The sequence below is a fragment of the Oceanobacillus alkalisoli genome (genome assembly GCF_021556485.1).
GTDB lineage: Bacteria > Bacillota > Bacilli > Bacillales > Amphibacillaceae > Oceanobacillus > Oceanobacillus alkalisoli.
The window spans coordinates 1-21,087 of sequence record NZ_JAKGBW010000008.1; the positions used below are offsets into that span (position 1 = coordinate 1).

Genomic DNA, 21,087 nt, shown 5'->3' on the forward strand with positions numbered 1-21,087 from the left:
ACTAAATCGTGAATCGCAAAGGCAATATCATTTTCTTGTAGTTTCATTTCTAAATCTAGCGGCAAAACAACTTGATTCATGTTATAATGTTTAAACATAAGGACACCTCTTTTGTGATGAATTATTGCTGTGGTAACTTTAATTTTATCAAAAGGTGTCCTTTTTGTTGAGTAAAATAAGAGTAAATAGAAAATCGCTTCACGCTTTTTGCGCGAAGCGATTTTCTATTTACTGCGGTTTTGTCCCAGCCTCTTTGTTAGTTAGTTTGAATGAATTTCATAATTACCAAAGTCGGCTTTCCCATCACCATATGTAGTTGGGAACGAACCAACTCAACTACATATGGTGATGGTGATGCATTAAATACGTATTATGAAATTCATTAAGTTTAGCAAAGCATAAATAAGAGTCAGGGTGCAGAATTCTGAAAAATAATTATAAATAGTTTATAGAAAATAATCAATCTTATGGTAAAATGTATAGTAAACGCTAGCTGGAAAGGTGGGTGGATTTACAGGTAATACGACTAGATCACGTATTAGAATAAAACTTCCAAGGGGGAATGACGGATGCAGCACATGCTGTTCAGCGATCCAATCAAATTAAATGCAATTCGCTACGGGGAAAAAGAAGCAGTATCTTTTATGGAGAAGAGATTTACATATCACCAATTCAATAGTCGCATTAATCAGTTGGGACATGCCTTGCAACATATTGGAGTTAAAAAAGGTGATAAAGTAGCGTTTATGTTAATGAATTGCAACCAGTTATTTGAAATTGTCTTTGCATGCAGCAAAATTGGTGCAGTGTTTGTTCCGATTAATTCCAGATTTGTTGGTCCTGAAATCCAACATGTATTAGATGATTCAGATTCCTGTGTTCTTATTTTCGATAGTCGATTTTCAAATGAAATAATTGCTATTTCAAACAAGGTTCGAACGACAAGGCATTTTATAACTGTTGGAAATGCCACTGATATTGGAGATTTCGAATATGAAGCCTGGATTTCTAGTTTTTCGAATGATGAACCAATCCCATCTGAAACATTGAATGAACTTGATCGGATATCGATTATGTACACTGGTGGAACAACTGGTCGTCCTAAAGGGGCTTTAAGAACACATCGAAGTTTATATTTGGTTGCTTTACTTTTCAGCATTGAATTTGCTATAGGAAGAAATGGAAAAGGGTTGGCATCAGGCCCATTATACGGTGCAGCGGCTTTTTCAATTGCGCTGCCGAACTTTTTTGTCGGGAATCCAGTTCATATTCTAGAAAAGTTTCATCCAATTGAAGTTTTAGAAGCAATTGAAAGAGAAAAGCCGACTTCTACTTTTTTGGCCCCGCCAATGTTTGATGCTATTTTTTCGTTGCCGGAAGAGATTCAAAACAAGTATGATGTTTCTTCTTTACAGTCCATAATCTCGGTGGGAGCACCACTCCATACGAATACCAAAAATAAAATCTTGGAATACTTCAATACTGCGGACCTTAATGAATTCTACGGGGCAACGGAACTCGGTGGTGCTGCAAACTTATTCCCGGAAGATCAAAGGAATAAAAACAGATCTGTAGGAGTACCGATGCTTGGCATGGAAGTGAAGCTTATCGATAAAGCAGGGAATACCGTCCAATCTGGTGAAGCGGGAGCATTTTACGTAAAGGGAATCACATTGTTTGATGAATATTATAATAGACCAGATGCGACAGCTGAATCATTTAAAGGGGAATGGCTCGGTTTGGGTGATGTAGGTGTACAGGATGAAGAGGGGTTTTACTATATCGTCGATAGGGAGCAAGATATGATTCTTTCAGGTGCTATCAATGTTTACCCTGCCGAAATTGAAGAAGTTCTACATGAGCATTCTAAAGTTGCCGACGTGGCAGTCATTGGTATACCTCATGAAAAATGGGGAGAGATACCAATTGCTATTATTGTTTTAGGAGAAGGGGAATCTGCAAATCAAGAGGAAATAATAGATTTTTGTTCCGGGAAACTAGCTAAATATAAGATTCCCCAACGCGTCGATTTTGTTGATGAACTGCCGCGAAGTCTTCAAGGAAAGTTACTTAAATATCAGTTGCGTGCGAGATATTTAGATAATGTAACTAAAAGATAAGACTATTTTCATTTGCAAAGTAATGGTAAATAATCTTCAAAAGTAAGGAATTGGAGATATATTTCATGGAAAATATCGGAAACATGATTCAATATCAGATTTATTCCACGATGCATCGTCCTGGCCCTGATAGGCTTCCAGTAATTATTGAGGATTGAGAAAAACTAGAAGATGGACCATATTATTATATCGCAGGCGGAGCTGGTGCAGAACATACAATGCGAGAAAATTTGAAAGCGTTTACTGGCGTTGAGGTTGTCCCACGAATGCTTCGGGATGTTGAACAGCGAGACTTGTCAATAAATTTATTTGGCCAGATTTATCCGTCTCCTATCTTGCATGCACCTATTGGTGTGCAATCCATTATTCATAAGGAAGGAGAAGTTGGTTCGGCACTTGCTGCTGCCGGTCAGCTGGGGGTTAAGGAAGTATTGCAGCATATGCTCGCCGATTTGGATATTACGATGGGGCTCTCCGGTCAAAGTCAGTAGGTTGGGTACATCGATTTTAAGAAAAAATTAAATAGATTAAAATATTCATAACAACATTTGCATACCGAACTTGATATCTTTTATTCTCAAATTGGTTGCATGCGTTAATAGTGGTGCATGAAAAATCCCATACCAGAAAAGATTGGTATTGGGATTTTTTGTTTTTAAAGCTTTGGACAATGAATTTTTATCAAGTATCTTCAATAGTATATTAGGATGCAACTTTCTTTCGATCCACAATCAACCTCGCATCAATCAACCGCTCTCTCACCTTAATCCCAATCAAACTAGCCAAATATGCTTTAATAAATCCCACCACAAGAAACGGATAGACACCAGCTGCAAGTGCAGCACTCCAACTCAAATCCAATACAATTTTTAATTGTATCGTACCAAAAAGTAGTGTCACAACCATTCCAGCTATATTAGCAACAAGCGCCATTGTAATAGAGAATTTCGTTTTCTCAAGGATTAATCCGGTCACATAAGCAGCTGCGATAAAGCCAAAAATGTATCCTCCAGATGGTCCTGCTAAAACTTGCGGACCACCAGCAAAACCGGCAAAGACAGGGAGTCCAATTCCGCCGATAGCTGCATAGCAAACCATTGCTAGTGCGCCTTGTCGGCTGCCGAGAATGGTCGCTGCTATCCCAACTGCGAGCGTCTGACCACTGATGGGAATGAGGGGGAGGGGGATTTCAATTTGTGCCAGTATTGCTGTAACGCTTGCGAACATTGAGCAATTGAGTAAAATTCTAAGTTTTTTGCTTTTTGCATCCATCGAACAAAACCCCTTTTTGATTTGTGATAAGTTACCCGATAATTTTCTTATTATTTGGATTGTATAACGCAATAAATTAATTGTCAACTATTTATTTTCGTGGTTGACAATAAGGTTGTTAATTCTTAAAAAAAGGTTAGGGATTGTTCTTATTTAGTTAAAGGGTGTATGATGGAATCATTACAACTTCAATATTTTAAGGAGTATATCACATGCCTAAAAAGAAATCCAACTACAGGAAAGATGCCAACTCAATTATCGTCCGGGTGAAAGAACCCGATGAATTACTATCTTTTTTATTCAAGGCAATGCCTACTCGAAGCAGGAACTCTGTAAAATCGATTCTCGGCAGAGGCCAAGTAATGATCGATGACGCAATCGAGAAGCAGTTTAATTACAAATTAAAACCCGGTCAAACGGTCACCATTTTAAAAAACAAAGCTGCTATCAAACAAGATGCGTTAATTGGCGTGCAAATTCTTTATGAGGACGATGATATTCTTGTCATCAATAAAGAAGCGGGATTATTATCGATTGCAACAGAGAAAGAGAAAAGACATACCGCTCTGCATCAATTAATGAAATATGTGAAAAGGGAAAATCCCGATAACCGCATTTTTATCGTACATCGTTTAGACAAGGATACGTCAGGGATTATGCTGTTTGCCAAGTCAAATGACGTGAAAAGGAAACTGCAGGATAATTGGAAGACCATGGTGAAAGAACGGACATACGCGGCACTCGTGGAAGGAAAAGTTTCAAAAAAAGAAGGGTACATCACGTCTTGGCTTAGAGAAACGAAAACACATATTATGTATTCCAGCCAAACGCCTAATGACGGATTACTCGCGAAAACCCGCTATAAATTTATTCAGGGTAATGCGGACTTTTCTTTATTGGAAGTGAATCTAGAAACGGGCAGGAAAAATCAAATTCGGGTTCATATGCAAGATCTGGGCCACCCGGTTGTAGGAGATAAAAAGTATGGATCGAAGGAGAGAAATGCAATTGGAAGGCTCGGACTACATGCGAAGGTATTAGCTTTCCATCATCCGGCGACAAATAAATTGATGACGTTTAAAGCGGATGTACCAGCGTCTTTCATAAAAAAATCTAAATAAAAGGGGAGGGTGCAGTTTAGCTGTCACCCTCCATTTATTTATCACGGATTAACGGTCTGTAATCCCCCATTTCTAAACATAAGGGAAACCCAACTTGTGAAGGCAGGGGGATAGACATTCCGTAAATCCCTGATCCTTTTCAACTAACATGGAGTGGAGAAGATAAGGAAAAATCCACTGAATGACGTTTCACGTTATAAATGAAATTTCCGTGCAATTTTTTGTTTGATTCGCTCGGGCATCCCATATCTGACATAGAGCATAATTAATAAAACAGGCAGTAATTGTAGTGCGGTAACGATAATCCAATATAATGGATCTGTTTTGTTTTGGTAATTTTGAATGAAAAAGTTAACCCACATCGTGAGAATTACAATCGCGATGAATAAGAATCCAATCACATTAAAACCTCTAACGGATAATGCTCGTATCACACTCCAATAACTAATCCCGATAACCGTTGTTCCAGTGACAATCGGAAATGCTAACGGAATAAACCACTCTAAGCTGCCATCCAACATATCCAGTCCAAATAATAAGATAAGAGCGTCTAAGCCGATGCCGATGATTACTTTATAATAATTTCTCACATATCCGAACGTGAAATAGACCATGACCCAACCTGCCAGCACACTTAAGTTGCTGTATCTTGACCATGTAAATGTATTATTCAGTTCATAGTCGATGTAAAACAGAAGACTGACCGCAACGAAAACTAATAAAGTGATAAAGATAAAGATTCGGTTCAACACTCTTCTTGTATAAGTCGGATAGGGATTTATTGTTTTAGGAAACTTTTTAACTCTTAGGACATCCTCATTTTCTTCTTGTACTTTTGGGATGTGGAAGTTGCAGAGTGGACATGGCCGGTTATCCCTCTCCACTTTTATACCGCATTTTGGACAATAGGCCATTTTAATTCTCCTCATCGTTTGTTTCTATTACTACTTCAATTCCGAACCGCCTGAGGCTACGGAAGAATTCGCGCTCAACTACGCGATCTCTGGATAAATTACCAAATGAAATATACATATGCTGTTTGTAGCTAATTAGGATGACCTTCACTTTATTTCCAATACTAGGAGGCGGATAGCATTCGATCCTTTCGATGAATGCCTCCATTTCACTAGGAACTTGTACAACGCCTAAGTTAGATAAGCCGCTTGTATATTGACCCTCACCAAAAAAAGAATAAATGGACGGAGCAACAATGTCTTTAATTGGTGATGGCATTAATCGTAACGCCAAAGATTTCTCGCTGATAACACTGCGCTTGATGTATTGCTTTAATTTTTTCGGTGTCAATAGACGGCTGAATTCAATGTTTAACTCCTGAATGATTTCTTCAAATTCATATTCGCCGAGCCGCGCATCAATTGAAGGTGTAATGCTTACAAAAAAGTTCCGCATCGTGTCGCTTGGAAAGAAAGAGCGCATATTAACTGGAACATTGATGACAATTGGCCGTTTACGCCTTGACGTTTTTTCTTGAATTTTTAACAGACATTGGATATAAACAGCAGTAAGAAAGATAGTGATCGACACATTATATTCTTTCGCTTTTTTCTTTAGCGCTTCTACTGAGACAATTCCCGTAACAATATGATAATACCCCTTTTTATCTAATTCCAGCGGCAATTTGTATGAACTTCCTACACGCGTTCTTGGAGCAGGTATTTTTTTATCATAATATTTACGGAAAGCATTTTCTGTTTCCATTTGCAGCTGTTCATTACTTATATTCTCCACCTCAATCGGGATGGATTCCTTCAAATGCAAATATAGTTTGACGAGTTCATTTAAAAATTGCAGACCGCCCGTCCCGTCCGTCATACTATGCGACAATTCCAAAGCAATTCGATTGTTATAATAATATACCCGGTAAGGGAAAGAACCACGCTTTTTAATCGATAAGCTGATACATGGATAATACATTTCCTTTTCCACTTTCGGCATTTGTTCGGTACCTTCAAAATAATACCAAAAAAAGCCTTGCTTTAATTGAACTTTGAAAAAAGGAAAGCGTTCCAGGGTTAGTTCCAGGGCCTGCTGCAAATAGGCTGGATCAATTTGGGTTGTAAGTGTGGCAGAAAGTCGGAATAGGGTTGTCGCACGGGAGGATATGATAGAGGAATATAGTTTCCCGGCATTATCTAATTTGTACCATGATTTATCATTTCCCATAGCTTTCAGCTCCTTCCTGCCGTATCTTTATTACCTGGTCATTATACCATATGGGAGAGAGGGAAAGAAACTGGGGCATGGGGTCAGTACATCTGTCCCAGAATTTTGGGACAAATGCACTGACCCCATGTCCCGATTGGAAAAAAGATGTCAAGCACAAATCAATGTGCTTGACATCTTTTCATCATCTCGTATGTTCCGAAGATGTTTGCGTCATGTCCTCCTGCAAATTTTTAACGGCTTCTTTACTCCGGACAAACATAAAATAGGAAGCAACGGTAAATACGGCTATTAGGGAAGTGAGAATCGCTTGAATTCTTAAGGACTCAATAAAGAACATGGCCCCGTAAATCCCAACGATGAATAGAATAGTCGCATAGGTTAAGTACGGGAATAACCACATTTTTATTTTCAGGGATCCTGGATCTTCCTCCTCTAGCTTTCTTCTCATTCGTAAATGGGAGAAGGCAATGACAAGATAAACAAGTAAGGCAACTGCACCTGACGAATTTACGAGGAAAAGAAACAGTTTGTCCGGTGAAATATAGCTGAAAATAACGGCAACATAAGCGAATGATGTACTGAATAAAATTGCTCGAACTGGTACCCCTTTTTTACTCAACTTCTGGAAAGCTTTCGGTGCTTCCCCTTTCTGCGCCATTCCGAATAGCATCCGGGAATTTGCATAGAGGGCTGAGTTCAAGCAAGAAAGTACAGCTGTTAAAACGACGAAATTCATAATTTGCGCTGCGGCTGGTATGCCGACATAATCAAGCACCGCAACAAATGGACTTACCAAGATATTTGCCGAGTTCCATGGTAATAGTGTGACGACGATGGCAATGGAACCAATATAGAAGATAAGTATTCTCCAAATGACACTATTGGTTGCGATTCGCACGGACTTCGCTGGGTGCTCCGATTCGCCCGCCGCAATGGCGACAATTTCAGTTCCCATAAATGAGAAAATAACAACGGTTATCCCAATCAAGACAGAACTGAAACCAGTTGGCATGAACCCGCCATTACCAAATAGATTGGATGTACCAGGAGCGCCGATGCCCGGGTACCAGCCGAAGATAACACAGAGTCCTAATATCAGAAATGCAACAATACTAACAACCTTGATGAGGGAGAACCAATATTCAAACTCACCAAAGGATTTGACGGAAAATAAATTCGTCATCGTAAGAGATACAGTTAGGATAAGCGCCATGAGCCAGAGTGGAAAATCTGGTATCCAGTACTGGATAATGGCTGCACCAGCAATCGCTTCAATTGCAATGACAACCGTCCAGAAAAACCAGTATAACCAACCAATCGTAAATCCGGCCCATGGTCCGATCGCATCACTTGCATATGTGGAAAAGGACCCGCTTGTTGGCCTGGCTGCCGCCATTTCTCCAAGCATTCTCATCACGAGGACAACAACTAACCCGGCAAAAGCATACGAAAGAAGTGCACCTGGTCCAGAGGAATTAATGACTGCCCCACTACCAATAAATAAACCTGCCCCGATAACACCTGCAATTGAAATCATACTTATATGTCTCACTTTTAAATCAGATTTCAATTGACCTTGCTGATTACTCATCCCAATTCCTCCCACTGTAAAGTTATAATTCTACTACTTCAAACGAAAGATAGCGCTTACAAACACGCGTGTTGTTTAAAGTATTTTAAATAATCATATAAAAGTTCAAAGTTAAAATCTATAGATGAATTGTAAATTTATTTTAGATGATAGTTTACTAAATGTAAAATTATGTTATCGCATCTGTTTATTTAGATTGAAAAGTGGGGTCAGAGTATTTGTCCCAGTGTTTGGGGCAAATGCTCCGACCCCGCTGTCCCAACTTTAAAAAGGGTGTTGACAGTTCTTTTAGTATTAGTGTACTATTTGAGTGGTACACTAATGCAATGTACGGGAGGATGAAAAAATGGGTGCTTGGTTGGCGTTAACGAAGAAGGAGTTTCGGCTTGGTTTTCCAGTTTTTATTACTGCTTTGATTTTGTATGCTGGAATGATGGTTGGTGCGTATTTTTTAGGGAAACAAATTGATCATGAAGAAGCGTTAATTTTGATGGCATTTATGTTTGTAATGGGGGTTCATATTCTTTTCTTAGTTTTTTATCTTCACTACACATTAAGTTCAGAAAGAAAAAGATTACATCTCTGGTTGCATACACCGATGTCCATCGCTGGATTGCTCCTATCCAAATTGTTCACGGGTATCGTGTTTATGGCTGTTACATTCGTGGTTACTTTGTCAGCATCTTCCCTATTTTTCAATCAAAACATTGACTTTTTCAATGAGCAAACTATTTATAATATTATGGGACTTTCTACAGCGGTTGTCTTTAACGGGGCAATATGGTTAGCTGTCACATTTATTTTCTTCTGGTCGATATTTCTAACCTTTAGTCAGCAGATGAATGATTTTCTCAGTTTCATTTTGACATTCATGCTTTTTCTTATTACCGGATGGGTTTATGGCTTAATTACGAGTATGGGATTCGTTGAGACAATCACAACATGGGGGCCGATCAGAGTGGATGACATTATCGTCGGATTCGAGTTTGGTTACATGGATAATGCTTTCGAAGCAAACACACTGAGTGAAGCTTCCATTTTTTATATTGGACATTTTATAAGAGATCTTATTGTTTCCATTATTATGTTTTTCGCAGCTTGTTGGATGATTGATAGAAAAGTTGAGGTGTAGTGGAATGGCAGATTTATTCCATTCTTCAAAGCCGATTTATGAACAGATTGCAGAATTGATCAAGAAGCAAATCATCCGGGGAGAATTGCATGCGGGTGATAAGCTGCCGTCTGTTCGTGAGATGGCGATTGAGGTGAATGTAAATCCGAATACGGTACAACGAACATACAGGGAGTTGGAATCGATGGAAATTGTTCAGTCAAAGCGGGGGCAAGGAACCTTTGTTACGGGGAATACAGCAGTGCTTGCTGCAATCCGGGAAGAAATGAAAGCTGAAATCTTACAGAATTTCACGCGCCAGATGTATGAAATGGGCTATTCAAAAGAGGAAATCACACGGGGACTGGCGAATTTTTTAGATGAGGGGAGTATAAGGGATGATTAAGTTAACGGATGTCACGAAGAAGTATGGGACGAAAAGGGCACTGGAAGACGTGAATTTAACTTTATCTAAGGGAAAGTTAATTGGTCTTGTCGGGGAAAATGGGAGCGGTAAATCGACGACACTGAAGCTGATTGCCGGTTTGAATCATCCGACATGCGGAGATATTACGGTAAACGGTGAAAAAGTCACTCGGAAAATTGCTTCCTCTGTATCCTACCTATCGGAGCTGGATGAATATTATCGTTTCTTCACGGTGAAGGATGCAATTGAGTTTCAAGCGAGTCAATTTGTGGACTTCGATATCGAGAAGGCGTATGAAATTATGAAGTTTATGAAGCTTGAGCCACAGCAGAAGTTGAAACATTTGTCAAAAGGGAATCGGAGCCGGGTGAAAATCGTGCTTACCTTAGGTCGAAATGCGCCAGTTGTCTTGATGGATGAACCTTTTTCGGGTCTTGACCCGATGGTGCGAAACTCAATTGTCAAAGGACTTATTTCCTTTGTAGATTTAGATAAACAACTCGTCTTAATTACGACACACGAGATTAGAGAAGTGGAAAATATTCTAGATGAAATTGTGGCAATCAGGGACGGATATATCATCGCACATCATAATGTTGACGATATTAGAAAAGAAAACAAACAAAGCATCGTTGATTGGATGACGGAAATCTATGCATGATGGAAGAGAGCAATGGGGTCAGTGCAAGTGTCCCAAAAACTGGGACATTTGCACTGACCCCCTGTCCCGCTAATTACCCGTTCATCGGAAAGAATAGGAGCTGCAAAAGGAAAAGCAAAGCGAACAGGTAAATGAGCCAGTGAACTTCTTTGCCTTTACCTCTTGCTAGTTTCATGAGTGGGTACGTGATGAACCCGACTGCGATTCCGGTTGCGATGCTAGCTGTAAATGGCATGGCAATCATTGTAATAAAGGTTGGGAATGCTTCATCAAACGATTTCCAGTCAATTTTTGCCAAGCCTTGCATCATAAATGAACCAACGATGATCAAGACTGGCGACGTGATTGCCGGAACGTTAGCTACGACACTAATAATCGGCGTGAAGAATATTGACAAGGCAAATAGTAGGGAGACGAAAAAGCTAGTCAGTCCTGTCCTCCCGCCCGCAGCAACACCTGAAGTTGACTCAATATAAGCAGTTGCCGGGCTTGTCCCGAATACAGACCCGACCGTTGTAGCTGTTGCATCAGCCATCAAGGCTTGTTTAGAGCGCGGTAATTTTCCATCCTTCATGAACCCGCCTTGCTCCGCGACTCCGATGATTGTTCCTGTTGTATCAAATAATGTAACAAGTAAAAATGCAATAACGACGGTATAAAGGCCGTGTGAGAAAACGCCTGCGATATCTAAATCGAAAAATACTGGAGCAGGCGGTGCAGAAATAACGCCTTCGAATTGAATTTGTCCCGTGAAGTAGGCCAGAATTCCTGTCAGAATCATACCAAGAAATAGTGCGCCTCGAATGTTTAGCATATAGAACACTAACGTAAGGAATAATCCAACAATGGTGAGCATCACCATCGGATCGGTTAAATCCCCCATCCCGATAATATTGGTCTCATTTGGAACGACAAGCCCTGAATTTTTCAATCCAACGAAAGCGATGAATAAACCAATACCAGCGGTGATCCCGAATTTTAAGCTATTTGGTATTTTATTAATCAACGTCTCCCGCAATGTCGTTAAGCTAAGAAGGAGGAATAGAATACCAGCAATAAATACCGTGCCGAACACAGTTTGGTAAGACAATCCCTGTGTAGCAACTACGGAGGCGAAATAGGCGTTTAACCCCATGCCTGGAGCGATTGCGATCGGATAATTTGCGAGTAACCCCATCATCAATGAGCCAACGATGGCTGTGATGATAGTTGCCATAAACACTTGTTCAAAAGGTACTCCCGCACTATGGAGGATTGCTGGATTCACGACAACAATATAAGCCATCGTAAGAAAGGTTGTGAGACCTGCTGTGAATTCTGTACGAATCGTTGTATTATTTTCTTTCAGTTTAAAGAATTTCTCTAACATACACACCATTCTCTCTTAAAGTTATTAACCAACATTCCATATATTATCGATAAATCCCCCAATAATCAACAAAAAATATCCCAAAAAGATGCTTGATGATTAACCTTTCGCGAATATGGGAAAAGTACACGCGAACGTACATGATAATCTTACATCCAAGGAGGTAATTGAACGATGGAAATGGAAGAGAAGAATGGGAAAATAACCCCACCTGCACAAATGCAGGACAAGCAGCCGGGGATTGAATCAAAAATGAAGCCGGAACCAGAATATACAAGTCCAAATTATAAAGGCAGTGGTAAATTAGCAGGAAAAGTAGCAATCATTACTGGTGGAGATAGCGGAATCGGCCGTGCTGTCAGCGTCTATTTTGCAAAAGAAGGGGCAGATGTTGCGATTATCTACCTGGATGAGCATCAAGATGCTGATGATACGAAGCGGTTGGTGGAGCAGGAAGGACAGAACTGTTTGCTTATTAGCGGTGATATTGGCAGCCAAACATTTTGTGAATCGGCAGTGACGCAAGTATTAAAGCATTATAAAAAAATCGATATCCTTGTGAATAACGCAGGGGAGCAGCATCAGCAGAAAGATTTTATGGGTATTACAAGTGAACAACTGGAGAAAACGTTTCGTACCAACGTATTCAGCATGTTTTATTTGACGAAAGCTGTCTTGCCGAATTTAAAAAAGGGCAGTGCAATCATTAATACTTCCTCGATTACTGCGTACAAAGGTAATGTGGATTTAATCGATTACTCCGCGACAAAGGGTGCAATCACTTCCTTCACACGTTCCCTGTCCCAGTCCCTTGTGGATAAAGGAATCCGTGTGAACGCAGTTGCGCCAGGACCAATTTGGACACCACTTATTCCCGCATCTTTCGATAAAGAAAAAGTTGGCCAGTTTGGCGGCGATTCCCCAATGAAACGACCAGGTCAACCGAGAGAATTAGCACCTGCCTATGTTTATTTGGCAAGTGCAGACGCAAGCTATGTCACAGGCCAAACCATCCATGTAAACGGTGGAACAATCGTAAACGGTTGAACCTCTCATGACTGAAGTTGGGACATGGGGTCAGTGCAAATGTCCCAATTGGGACGTTTGCACTGACCCCATGTCCCGTATTTTAATAATAATTACTGAAGGTGTGTAATTGATCTGTCGTTGTAATGTCTTCAGAGAGTAGTGGTACATGAATGAGTTTTTGCTGTCTGAATAGCTGTTGGATTTGTTCCAAGTACAGCTTTTCATGTTCTTTTCGCTTTTTTAGAAATGCTCCGTCTGCTTCTTTTGGCAGTATTTTATTAATGATGATTGTATGGACGTGCAGGTCATATCTTGCTAATAAATCAATAGCTTTTTTCGTTTCTAAAATAGGTAACCTCTCCGGATTGAGAACGAAGATAAAGCCTGTTCGATCCTGATTAAGCAGGATTTCCCGCGCTTTACGGAAGCGATTTTTCCTTTCCAGTAATACCTCATAGATTGGATCTTCAATTGGCTCACCATCATTCAATAACTGTACATAGTTTTCATTCGTTTTCTTCCGTTTCTTAAGCATTCCTTCTATCCAAACTCCCATTAGTTCTGGCAAGGTTAGGAGCCTGATTGTATGTCCGGTTGGTGCAGTATCAAATACGAGATGGTCATATTCTTCCCTTTCTTCAATGATAATGGAAATGAGTTTATCAAATAATGCTGCCTCATCTGCACCTGGTGAAGCTTTTACTGTGTCGAGCTGACGGTATACTTCGTCAGCCATGCTTGAATGGACGACCCCTTTTATATTGTCTTTTACGGTATTAATATATTTCGTCGTCTCGTGTTCCGGATTAATTTCAAGCGCATATAAATTTTGAACAATTTTTTTCGGTTCTCCGCCAATCTTTACGGAGAAAATATCCCCTAGATTATGGGCTGGATCTGTAGAAATAAGTAAGGTTTTCTTCCCCATTATAGCGAGTCTCCAAGCAATAGCTGAAGCGGAAGTTGATTTCCCTACACCGCCTTTACCCCCGATAAATAAGATTTTCTTTGTATCGTTTAACATGTGAAGCCACCTTTCCTCAATAATTAACAGCAACGAATACCGGATAGGGGGGATTTCTCCATACCCATCCGTAAATGCCAGTCATGGAACTTCTCAATCATGTATGGATAAAGTTCCAGCGTATAGTAGTAGACGGGGTTCGGAATTCCAATCATTTCGGAGTAAAGCAAGAGTAAAAAAATATCGTCCTCTTCCCGTAATTCACGGGCAATTTCCGTACGATGGGGCATACGAAGGATTTCTTCATATATTTCTATGATGCGTTTAAGACGGTCCAGCACTTTAACACCTTCTTCTTTATTGATATATAGGAAAAGGGACCAAATGAATGATCCCTTTTAAAATTACTTATCTGTCCGCTCATCATCCACATTCTCTTGTTCGAATTTCCCTCTGAACACTTGTATCGCAGTCAACGTGATCCATACCGCAAAGACAAAAATGACCGATCCGAGGACAAAGAGTAGATTATTTGCTTCATTTCCGAACCAAATCCATTCAAAGAATACTTGCTGGAACATGGCATACAACGTCATAAACATGACGAAAATCATTGGGATGAGGGTAACGGCATAGTTGATGCATTTCCGCTTCAGCCAAATGGAGATGAGCAGTAAGCTGATCCCTGCAAGTAATTGGTTCGATGTTCCAAAAAGCGGCCAGATTAAATATCCGCCAGAACCGAATCCGCTTGGTCCTTCAGGGAGAATTGCAAGGGCAGCACTAGATAGAACGGCAACAGATGTGGCGACATGTTTTTTTGTGAGTGGTTGTACATTGTATTCCGCGCCAATCTCCGCAATAATATAGCGCATTAGTCGAACGGCAGTATCTAATGTCGTCGCCGCAAAACTGACGACAATGATGGATACGATTGTTACGGAAATATGAGCTGGTATGCCAAGACCGCCTGCTAGAACGGATGCACCTTCAACGAAATTCCCAAGACCGCCAGCATTTGCAGCACTAAAGCTGGAATATGCTTCTTTAAAAGCGTCTGCATTATGGAATAAAGTTGCAACTGCTAGGATGGAGATAAGAGCTAAAATACCTTCTCCAACTGCCCCTAAATAGCCAACAAATCGGGCGTCCGTTTCTTTATTCAATTGCTTTGCCGATGTACCCGATGAAACAAGGCCATGGAAACCGGATATAGCACCACAAGCGATCGTGATAAAGAGCAACGGCAGCCAAGGAGTATCCGGATTTGCATTTGTCGCTGGTGCCGTAATCGTAGGATTTGTAAATAAAAGACCGAGATAAAGAATACCGAGCCCAACGACGAGCTGATGAGAATTGATGAAGTCTCTCGGCTGGAGGAGCATCCATACAGGTAAAGTTGAAGCGAAATAGACATAGATCATCAATATAATAATCCAGATCATAAACGCGGTTCCAACTGCACCTAAACCGAAGAGCCCAGTTCCATTTTCTCCTCCCATGTACTGGACGAGGTCGATTTGGAGAAATTGGTATTCGGCCGCAAAAATAGCAGCTAAATACATTACACCAAGAGCAATTAATGATGGAAGAAGCATTTTCGCTTTCCGCTTGTACACCGCAAAGCCAATCCAGATTGCTAAAGGAATTTGAATGAATACCGGAAAAACACTTGCTGGATAAGAGATGAACAGATTGGCGATAACCCAAGCAAACACAGCATTAACCATTAGAACAAGGGTAAGAATGATAAATAAAAATAAGATTTTCCCGCGTCTTCCAATCAACTTTTCGGCAATGGTTCCGATAGATTGTCCTTTGTTACGCACTGATATTGCCAGTGTTCCGAAATCATGAACCCCCGCTGCAAAAACCGTTCCGAGGATAACCCAGAGAAATGCCGGAAGCCAGCCCCAATATAACGCAATTGCCGGACCTAAGATCGGAGCAGCCCCTGCTACAGAGGTGAAATGATGTCCCCACAAGATAAGCTTATTCGTGGGTATATAATCGACTCCATCATTGTACCGGTGGGCAGGTGTGACATAGTTCGGATCAAGTCTGAAAATCTTTTCCGCCACGAATTTGGAATAATAGCGATAACCAAGCGCTAAAATAAGCATTCCAATGATGGCAACTAAAATTGCATTCACAGCATGTCTTCCCCCTTTGTCATAAGCTACTACTATATATATTTTATGGACTATAAAACATGCGGGTTATTTTCAATTGCGAATGATTTGGAAAAAGTTAAAAGATTCTACTCAACTTTGTTGACTTTTCATTCTGAATAGATATATTATTAGAACAAACGAATTTTAAGATGCATAATGTTGGAAGCGTTATCATTTCGGGAAGTCTCATCTTTGTTTCTAACGAAATTAGCTAAAGGAGGTTATATAAGATGCATACGGATGTTGGGGGAATTCAGGAAATCGTCAGGGACAGCAAGTTAGTTCATCCGACAGAAGAGGAACAACAAAAAGCAGAGCTTGGAAATAGTGAAGCTTTTGCAGCGTTATTGAAGCGGTCACAGGAAGATCCGGAAGCATTTTGGGCAGAGGTTGCGAGTGAACTGCACTGGTTCAAACCATGGGAAGAAACGATGACTGGTGAGCTGCCTGATTTTGAGTTTTTTAAAGGGGGAATCAGTAACCCGTGTTATAACTTGCTTGATCGTCATATCGAAAATGGTGCCGGCAACCGAACCGCTCTTATCTGGGAAGGGGAAGACGGGGAAACAAGTTTTTATACGTATCAGATGCTTCTGGTTGAAGTGAGCCGTTTCGCCAATGTGCTGAAGTCTTTAGGAATTAAAAAAGGTGACCCAGTAGCGATTTATTTACCGAATCTTGCCGAATCCTTTATTGCGATACTAGCATGTTTCCGGCTTGGGGCAGTATATAGCACCATTTTTCCGGTTTTTCCGAGCAATCCTTACGTGACCGTCTACAAGCTTTTGAGCCGAAAGTTGTTGTAACGGCCGATGCGGCTGTACGGCGCGGGCAAACGATTCCGCTTAAAAGTAAAGTGAACCAGGTTGTACGTGATATAACGAGCGTTACCGGTGTACTTGTTGTCGACCGGTTAGGAAGCAAAATTGCAATGAAAAAGGGCAGGGATGTCTGGTGGCATGAAGAACGGAAAAAAGTAGCAATTCATTGTGAACCGGCGTGGGTTGAAGCGAATGAGCCGGGAATTGTTTTTTATACGAGTGGTACGACTGGGAAGCCGAAAGGGGTAGTACACTCAGGGATGGCTTTTGTCATTCAGAATTATATTTATGCGAAGTATCATATGAATCATCAATCAGATGATGTTTTCTGGTGTACGGCTGATGTGGGCTGGCTGACGATGCATATTTGGGGTGTTGCGGGTTCCTTAGCTAACGGGGTAACAACAGTAGTTTATGACGGAGCACCAAACTATCCGGATCAGGACCGAATCTATCAAATGATTGAAAAGTATCGTGTCAATAAGCTATTCACCGCTCCTACCGCATTACGAATGCTGCGGAGTCTCGGGGAGAAGGCGCTCGGTGCATATGATTTATCTTGTCTCGATGTTGTATCCCTTGTAGGAGAACCATTTGACCCGGATACGTGGCACTGGACTAGGGATGTTTTAGGTGGTGGAAATATTTGTGTAAATAATACATGGGGCCAAACGGAAACCGCTGGGACTCCGCTTGCAGGAGCGGCTTGGCTGACACCGATGAAACCTGGATCTGCCGGTGTTGCTTTCCTTGGAATTGATGCAGCTGTGGTGGATGCTGCAGGAGCACCAGTTCCAGCAGGGACACTTGGAAACCTTGTTATCCGCAATCCATTCCCGATGCTCTCTCGCACATTATGGAAAGAGCCGGAACGTTATCATGCGACCTATTTTAGCCAGGTCAAAGGAAGTTATTATGCAAGTGATATCGCCTTAATTGATGAAGATGGTTATTTCTGGGTTGTCGGTCGTTCCGATGATGCCTTTAACGTATCCGGTCACCGATTAAGTACGATGGAAATTGAAAGTGCGGTCCTTGAAGTTCCTGGTGTGTCGGAAGCTGCTGTGATTGGTGCGCCTAATAAAATTAAGGGGGAAGTGCCGATTGTATTTGTCACCGTTGCGGAAGGGTATATAGGAAATGAGGATTTAAGGAAAAAGATTGAAGCGAGCATTGTAAAAGGGATCGGCCAAATTGCAAAACCACGTGATGTCTTCTTTGTCGAAGCAATGCCGAAAACGGTCAGCGGAAAGATTATGCGCCGGTTACTGAAAGAACTGCAAGTAGAAGGTGACGTTGCAGGGGACGTAACTGGTCTGGAAGACCCGGCAGCAATCCAGCAAATCAAAGAAGTCGTCACTGCCAAGGAAAGGTGAATGCGGGACATCAGGGTCAGAGCATTTGTCCCACTGGTACAAATGCTCTGACCCCAGTTCCATTTACTGATGTTTTAATTGTCCGAATTTAGGTTATAGATTAAATAATTAAAAATGTAGCATTACATATCGAGTAGTGGTTATTTATCGTAGTTGCTACAAAAACATAAGGGGAGGATTTTAGATGGTTAAAGATTTAAGAAAACTTGGGATTCTATTTTTTGTGGGGCTCGTGACATTACTTGCGGCTTGCGGGACGTCGGATGAGGGAGATTCCGATACAGCTTCTGCTGATGGGGAGTATGATTTGGAAGATACGTATACGGTTGTTAGCGATAATTCCTTCGTCCCTTTTGAATTCGTGGAAGACGGGGAGCTTGTCGGTTTTGATATTGAATTAATTAAAGCAATTGCTGAAGAAGCAGGCTTTGGGATTGAGAATGATGAAATTGAAACAACAAATTTTGACGGAATTATTCCAGGACTGCAGACCGGTCAATTTGAAATAGCGATTGCAGGAATGAGTATTACGGAAGAGCGTGCAGAAGTTATTGATTTCTCTGATCCCTATTATGAATCAGGGATTGCCATCGGTGTGCTAGCTGACCGGGATGATATTAATGGACTGGAAGATTTGGATGGGAAAACCGTAGCGACTCGCCTAGGAACTACTTCTGGTAACTATCTAAGAGAGAATGTTCCAGGTGCGGAAATCAATGAGTATGAGCAAATGGACCAGGTTTACCTTGCTGTAGAAAATGGTAGTGCGGATGCGGTCATGTATGATCTACCGAATATTGAATATTATATTGCAACAGAAGGAAATGGCAGTATGAAAGTGGTCGGCGAACTTTATCAAGCAGAAGATTATGGGATTGGCATCACCGCCGGGAATGAAGATTTAGTTGCCGCCATTAACGATGCATTAGCTACATTAAGAGAAAATGGAACATATGATGAGATTTATAATAAATGGTTTAGCGATGCGGAAGGTGACAGTGAAGAGGGAACGGAAGAGGACTAAACAAAACACGTAAATAATAAGGCTTATCCAAACAGATTAATGAATTTCATAATAAGGATTTACCGCTTCTACGCCACAATATGTAGTTGCGTAGAAGCTTTCTTAACTACATGCTGTGGCGAAGAAGCCGTTTTTGGTAATTATGAAATTCATTCAGATAAGATAAGCCTTATTTCAATTGAAGAGGTGAAAGGATGCTAGAGCGATTTTCGCGTTTTAATTGGGCAAGTGTAATTGATTTTTTACCCAACTTAGGAACAGGTCTTTACTATACTCTGTTAATTTCGGTAGTCGGACTGTTAATTGGTTTTATTTTAGGCGGAATCTTTGGGCTCGGACGGATTTCTAAAAATAAATTTTTCTATGCGGTTTCTTCGATTTATATTGAAGTGATACGTGGTACCCCGGTTCTCGTGCAAGCTATTTGGATTTACTTTGCTTTGCCGCTTATTACTGGATACAATATGGCTTCCGTAGTAGCTGGGATTGTCGTTATTTCGATTAACTCTGGTGCTTATATTGCGGAAATTGTCCGTGGTGCAGTTCAATCAATTGATAAAGGTCAGCATGAGGCAGGCCGGTCTTTAGGTCTGAATCAGTCACAAACGATGAAATATATCATTTGGCCGCAAGCATTTAAGCGGATGATTCCACCTTTAGGTAACCAGTTTATCATCAGTATTAAAGATACCTCGCTATTATCTGTCATTCTCGTTCCTGAGTTGATGTTCCAAGGCAGATTAATCGCTTCAAACCATTTTAATGCCGTTGAGATATATACGACGGTAGCTGTGTTTTACTTGGCGATTACGTTGTCCCTGTCTTATATTTTACGCTACGTAGAAAGAAGGTTGGATGTTCAATGATTACGGTGAAGGATTTGCATAAATCGTTTGGAGACCATGAAGTTTTAAAAGGAATTAACTGTGAGATTGCTGACGAAGAAGTAGTTTGTGTGATCGGGCCGAGCGGGTCTGGTAAGAGTACATTTTTACGCTGCTTGAACTTACTTGAAGCGATCACCAATGGAGAAGTAGTTATAGATGGGGATAATTTAGCAGATCCAAAGGTAAATATTAATAAAATCCGCACAGAAGTCGGAATGGTGTTTCAACATTTTAATTTATTCCCTCATAAGTCGGTTATTGAAAATTTAATGCTTGCGCCAATGAAAGTGAGGAAAATATCAAATAAGGAGGCGAGAAAGCGAGGGATGGATCTGCTTGAAAAAGTGGGACTTGCGGAGAAGGCGGAACAATATCCATCCCAGCTTTCCGGTGGTCAGCAGCAACGTGTAGCCATCGCCCGCTCGCTTGCAATGGAGCCGAAGCTGATGTTGTTTGATGAACCGACCTCAGCACTTGACCCAGAACTTGTTGGAGAAGTGCTTGAAGTGATGAAACGCCTCGCCATGGACGGGATGACGATGGTTGTCGTTACCCATGAAATGGGATTTGCCCGCGAGGTGGGCGATCGGGTTTTCTTTATGGATGAGGGGGTTATCATGGAGGAAGGGGACCCTAATCAGATCTTTACCGACCCGCAAAGCAAGCGGACGAAAGAATTCCTAAATAAAATTCTTTGAGAATTGATATAGCAGTCTCGCGCATGGAAGCAGGGTCAATCCCTGCTTCTTCTTTGTAATATACGTCCAAGCTGGTGAATTACTTTTAGTTCAAGGCATTAAACGAGCATACCAATGCTGGTTGTAAGCTGTTATTACTGTGATAGGTTATAGATAAGCGTGTCAGTTCCTTATGCGACGGATTATCACCACCTCAGGTCATAGATAGAGCTTATTAGTTCCTTTAGCGGTAAATCTTCTTGATGGAAAAGTGCA

At 41.0% G+C, this 21,087-nt stretch carries 17 protein-coding genes and 3 pseudogenes; 12 read left to right on the plus strand and 8 right to left on the minus strand.

The features are described 5' to 3' along the window. The first annotated feature begins 569 nt into the window (after positions 1–569). Together LZD48_RS09445 and LZD48_RS09450 are read left to right on the plus strand one after the other, a co-directional pair. Positions 570–2,120, plus strand: a complete 1,551-nt coding sequence (locus tag LZD48_RS09445) for a class I adenylate-forming enzyme family protein (RefSeq protein ID WP_235762493.1) — start codon at positions 570–572, stop codon at positions 2,118–2,120. 173 nt (positions 2,121–2,293) lie between these two features. Further along, positions 2,294–2,611, plus strand: a pseudogene (locus LZD48_RS09450) (alpha-hydroxy-acid oxidizing protein); the annotation flags it as partial. Positions 2,612–2,822: 211 nt separating this feature from the next. Here the strand turns inward: LZD48_RS09450 and LZD48_RS09455 are convergent. After that, a complete protein-coding gene (locus tag LZD48_RS09455; protein ID WP_235762495.1) occupies positions 2,823–3,392 on the minus strand; it encodes a biotin transporter BioY in 570 nt (189 codons plus the stop codon). A 212-nt stretch (positions 3,393–3,604) separates the two neighbouring features. Here LZD48_RS09455 and LZD48_RS09460 point away from each other — a divergent pair, with 212 nt between their 5' ends. Beyond that, positions 3,605–4,513, plus strand: coding sequence for an RluA family pseudouridine synthase (locus LZD48_RS09460; RefSeq protein WP_235762496.1), 909 nt, complete (start codon positions 3,605–3,607; stop codon positions 4,511–4,513). A gap of 194 nt (positions 4,514–4,707) precedes the next feature. On the opposite strand, the gene LZD48_RS09465 is transcribed toward LZD48_RS09460, so the two are convergent. The 3 genes from LZD48_RS09465 to LZD48_RS09475 form a co-directional block, all read right to left on the minus strand. Further along, the gene (locus tag LZD48_RS09465) at positions 4,708–5,427 is read right to left on the minus strand and encodes a DUF6320 domain-containing protein (RefSeq protein ID WP_235762497.1); all 720 of its coding nucleotides are present in this window, start codon (positions 5,425–5,427) and stop codon (positions 4,708–4,710) included. 1 nt (position 5,428) lies between these two features. Then, positions 5,429–6,697, minus strand: coding sequence for an alcohol acetyltransferase (locus LZD48_RS09470; RefSeq protein WP_235762499.1), 1,269 nt, complete (start codon positions 6,695–6,697; stop codon positions 5,429–5,431). A 184-nt stretch (positions 6,698–6,881) separates the two neighbouring features. Next, positions 6,882–8,291 (minus strand): amino acid permease, encoded by a 1,410-nt coding sequence (locus LZD48_RS09475; protein ID WP_235762500.1) that lies wholly within the window; start codon positions 8,289–8,291, stop codon positions 6,882–6,884. A 346-nt stretch (positions 8,292–8,637) separates the two neighbouring features. Here LZD48_RS09475 and LZD48_RS09480 point away from each other — a divergent pair, with 346 nt between their 5' ends. Genes LZD48_RS09480 through LZD48_RS09490 form a run of 3 tightly spaced genes read left to right on the plus strand, consistent with a single transcriptional unit; the run spans position 8,638 to position 10,490 of the window. Beyond that, complete coding sequence (locus LZD48_RS09480; RefSeq protein WP_235762501.1) at positions 8,638–9,423, plus strand: hypothetical protein; 786 nt, start codon at positions 8,638–8,640, stop codon at positions 9,421–9,423. Between the two features lie 4 nt (positions 9,424–9,427). Then, positions 9,428–9,808, plus strand: coding sequence for a GntR family transcriptional regulator (locus LZD48_RS09485; RefSeq protein ID WP_235762502.1), 381 nt, complete (start codon positions 9,428–9,430; stop codon positions 9,806–9,808). Further along, on the plus strand, positions 9,801–10,490 hold the full coding sequence (locus tag LZD48_RS09490) for an ABC transporter ATP-binding protein (RefSeq protein WP_235762503.1): 690 nt from the start codon (positions 9,801–9,803) through the stop codon (positions 10,488–10,490). Before LZD48_RS09485 ends, LZD48_RS09490 begins: the two co-directional genes overlap by 8 nt. A 73-nt stretch (positions 10,491–10,563) precedes the next feature. Here LZD48_RS09490 and LZD48_RS09495 read toward each other — a convergent pair whose 3' ends face one another. Next, positions 10,564–11,859 carry an NCS2 family permease gene (locus LZD48_RS09495; RefSeq protein WP_235762504.1) on the minus strand — a complete coding sequence of 432 codons (1,296 nt, stop codon included), beginning with the start codon at positions 11,857–11,859 and terminating at the stop codon, positions 10,564–10,566. Positions 11,860–12,033: 174 nt separating this feature from the next. Here LZD48_RS09495 and LZD48_RS09500 point away from each other — a divergent pair, with 174 nt between their 5' ends. Beyond that, the gene (locus LZD48_RS09500) at positions 12,034–12,906 is read left to right on the plus strand and encodes an SDR family oxidoreductase (RefSeq protein ID WP_235762505.1); all 873 of its coding nucleotides are present in this window, start codon (positions 12,034–12,036) and stop codon (positions 12,904–12,906) included. An 82-nt stretch (positions 12,907–12,988) separates the two neighbouring features. Here the strand turns inward: LZD48_RS09500 and LZD48_RS09505 are convergent, their stop codons facing one another. From LZD48_RS09505 to LZD48_RS09515, 3 genes are all read right to left on the minus strand, one after another. Next, positions 12,989–13,912 carry an ArsA family ATPase gene (locus LZD48_RS09505; protein ID WP_235762506.1) on the minus strand — a complete coding sequence of 308 codons (924 nt, stop codon included), beginning with the start codon at positions 13,910–13,912 and terminating at the stop codon, positions 12,989–12,991. Between the two features lie 23 nt (positions 13,913–13,935). Beyond that, positions 13,936–14,193, minus strand: coding sequence for a cory-CC-star protein (locus tag LZD48_RS09510; protein WP_235762507.1), 258 nt, complete (start codon positions 14,191–14,193; stop codon positions 13,936–13,938). Between the two features lie 63 nt (positions 14,194–14,256). Beyond that, on the minus strand, positions 14,257–16,005 hold the full coding sequence (locus LZD48_RS09515; protein WP_235762508.1) for a carbon starvation CstA family protein: 1,749 nt from the start codon (positions 16,003–16,005) through the stop codon (positions 14,257–14,259). A 251-nt stretch (positions 16,006–16,256) separates the two neighbouring features. On the opposite strand from LZD48_RS09515, the pseudogene LZD48_RS19045 reads away from it, so the two are divergent. From LZD48_RS19045 to LZD48_RS09540, 5 genes and pseudogenes are all read left to right on the plus strand, one after another. Next, positions 16,257–16,460, plus strand: a pseudogene (locus LZD48_RS19045) (acetyl-coenzyme A synthetase N-terminal domain-containing protein); the annotation flags it as partial. After that, positions 16,458–18,223, plus strand: a pseudogene (locus LZD48_RS09520) (acetate--CoA ligase). The pseudogenes LZD48_RS19045 and LZD48_RS09520, both read left to right, overlap by 3 nt. Before the next feature lie 184 nt (positions 18,224–18,407). Then, positions 18,408–19,247, plus strand: coding sequence for a transporter substrate-binding domain-containing protein (locus LZD48_RS09530; RefSeq protein ID WP_235762509.1), 840 nt, complete (start codon positions 18,408–18,410; stop codon positions 19,245–19,247). Positions 19,248–19,441: 194 nt separating this feature from the next. Next, the gene (locus LZD48_RS09535) at positions 19,442–20,113 is read left to right on the plus strand and encodes an amino acid ABC transporter permease (protein ID WP_235762510.1); all 672 of its coding nucleotides are present in this window, start codon (positions 19,442–19,444) and stop codon (positions 20,111–20,113) included. Then, on the plus strand, positions 20,110–20,832 hold the full coding sequence (locus LZD48_RS09540) for an amino acid ABC transporter ATP-binding protein (RefSeq protein ID WP_235762511.1): 723 nt from the start codon (positions 20,110–20,112) through the stop codon (positions 20,830–20,832). The genes LZD48_RS09535 and LZD48_RS09540 overlap by 4 nt, the downstream gene beginning before the upstream one ends. The last annotated feature ends 255 nt before the right edge of the window (positions 20,833–21,087 follow it).

Bases quoted from the DNA above. Each gene is read 5' to 3' on its own strand.
- LZD48_RS09445 (WP_235762493.1), top strand. From the start codon at position 570: ATGCAGCACATGCTGTTCAGCGATCCAATCAAATTAAATGCAATTCGC.
- LZD48_RS09455 (WP_235762495.1), bottom strand. From the start codon at position 3,392: ATGGATGCAAAAAGCAAAAAACTTAGAATTTTACTCAATTGCTCAATG.
- LZD48_RS09460 (WP_235762496.1), top strand. From the start codon at position 3,605: ATGCCTAAAAAGAAATCCAACTACAGGAAAGATGCCAACTCAATTATC.
- LZD48_RS09465 (WP_235762497.1), bottom strand. From the start codon at position 5,427: ATGGCCTATTGTCCAAAATGCGGTATAAAAGTGGAGAGGGATAACCGG.
- LZD48_RS09470 (WP_235762499.1), bottom strand. From the start codon at position 6,697: ATGGGAAATGATAAATCATGGTACAAATTAGATAATGCCGGGAAACTA.
- LZD48_RS09475 (WP_235762500.1), bottom strand. From the start codon at position 8,291: ATGAGTAATCAGCAAGGTCAATTGAAATCTGATTTAAAAGTGAGACAT.
- LZD48_RS09480 (WP_235762501.1), top strand. From the start codon at position 8,638: ATGGGTGCTTGGTTGGCGTTAACGAAGAAGGAGTTTCGGCTTGGTTTT.
- LZD48_RS09485 (WP_235762502.1), top strand. From the start codon at position 9,428: ATGGCAGATTTATTCCATTCTTCAAAGCCGATTTATGAACAGATTGCA.
- LZD48_RS09490 (WP_235762503.1), top strand. From the start codon at position 9,801: ATGATTAAGTTAACGGATGTCACGAAGAAGTATGGGACGAAAAGGGCA.
- LZD48_RS09495 (WP_235762504.1), bottom strand. From the start codon at position 11,859: ATGTTAGAGAAATTCTTTAAACTGAAAGAAAATAATACAACGATTCGT.
- LZD48_RS09500 (WP_235762505.1), top strand. From the start codon at position 12,034: ATGGAAATGGAAGAGAAGAATGGGAAAATAACCCCACCTGCACAAATG.
- LZD48_RS09505 (WP_235762506.1), bottom strand. From the start codon at position 13,912: ATGTTAAACGATACAAAGAAAATCTTATTTATCGGGGGTAAAGGCGGT.
- LZD48_RS09530 (WP_235762509.1), top strand. From the start codon at position 18,408: ATGGTTAAAGATTTAAGAAAACTTGGGATTCTATTTTTTGTGGGGCTC.
- LZD48_RS09535 (WP_235762510.1), top strand. From the start codon at position 19,442: ATGCTAGAGCGATTTTCGCGTTTTAATTGGGCAAGTGTAATTGATTTT.
- LZD48_RS09540 (WP_235762511.1), top strand. From the start codon at position 20,110: ATGATTACGGTGAAGGATTTGCATAAATCGTTTGGAGACCATGAAGTT.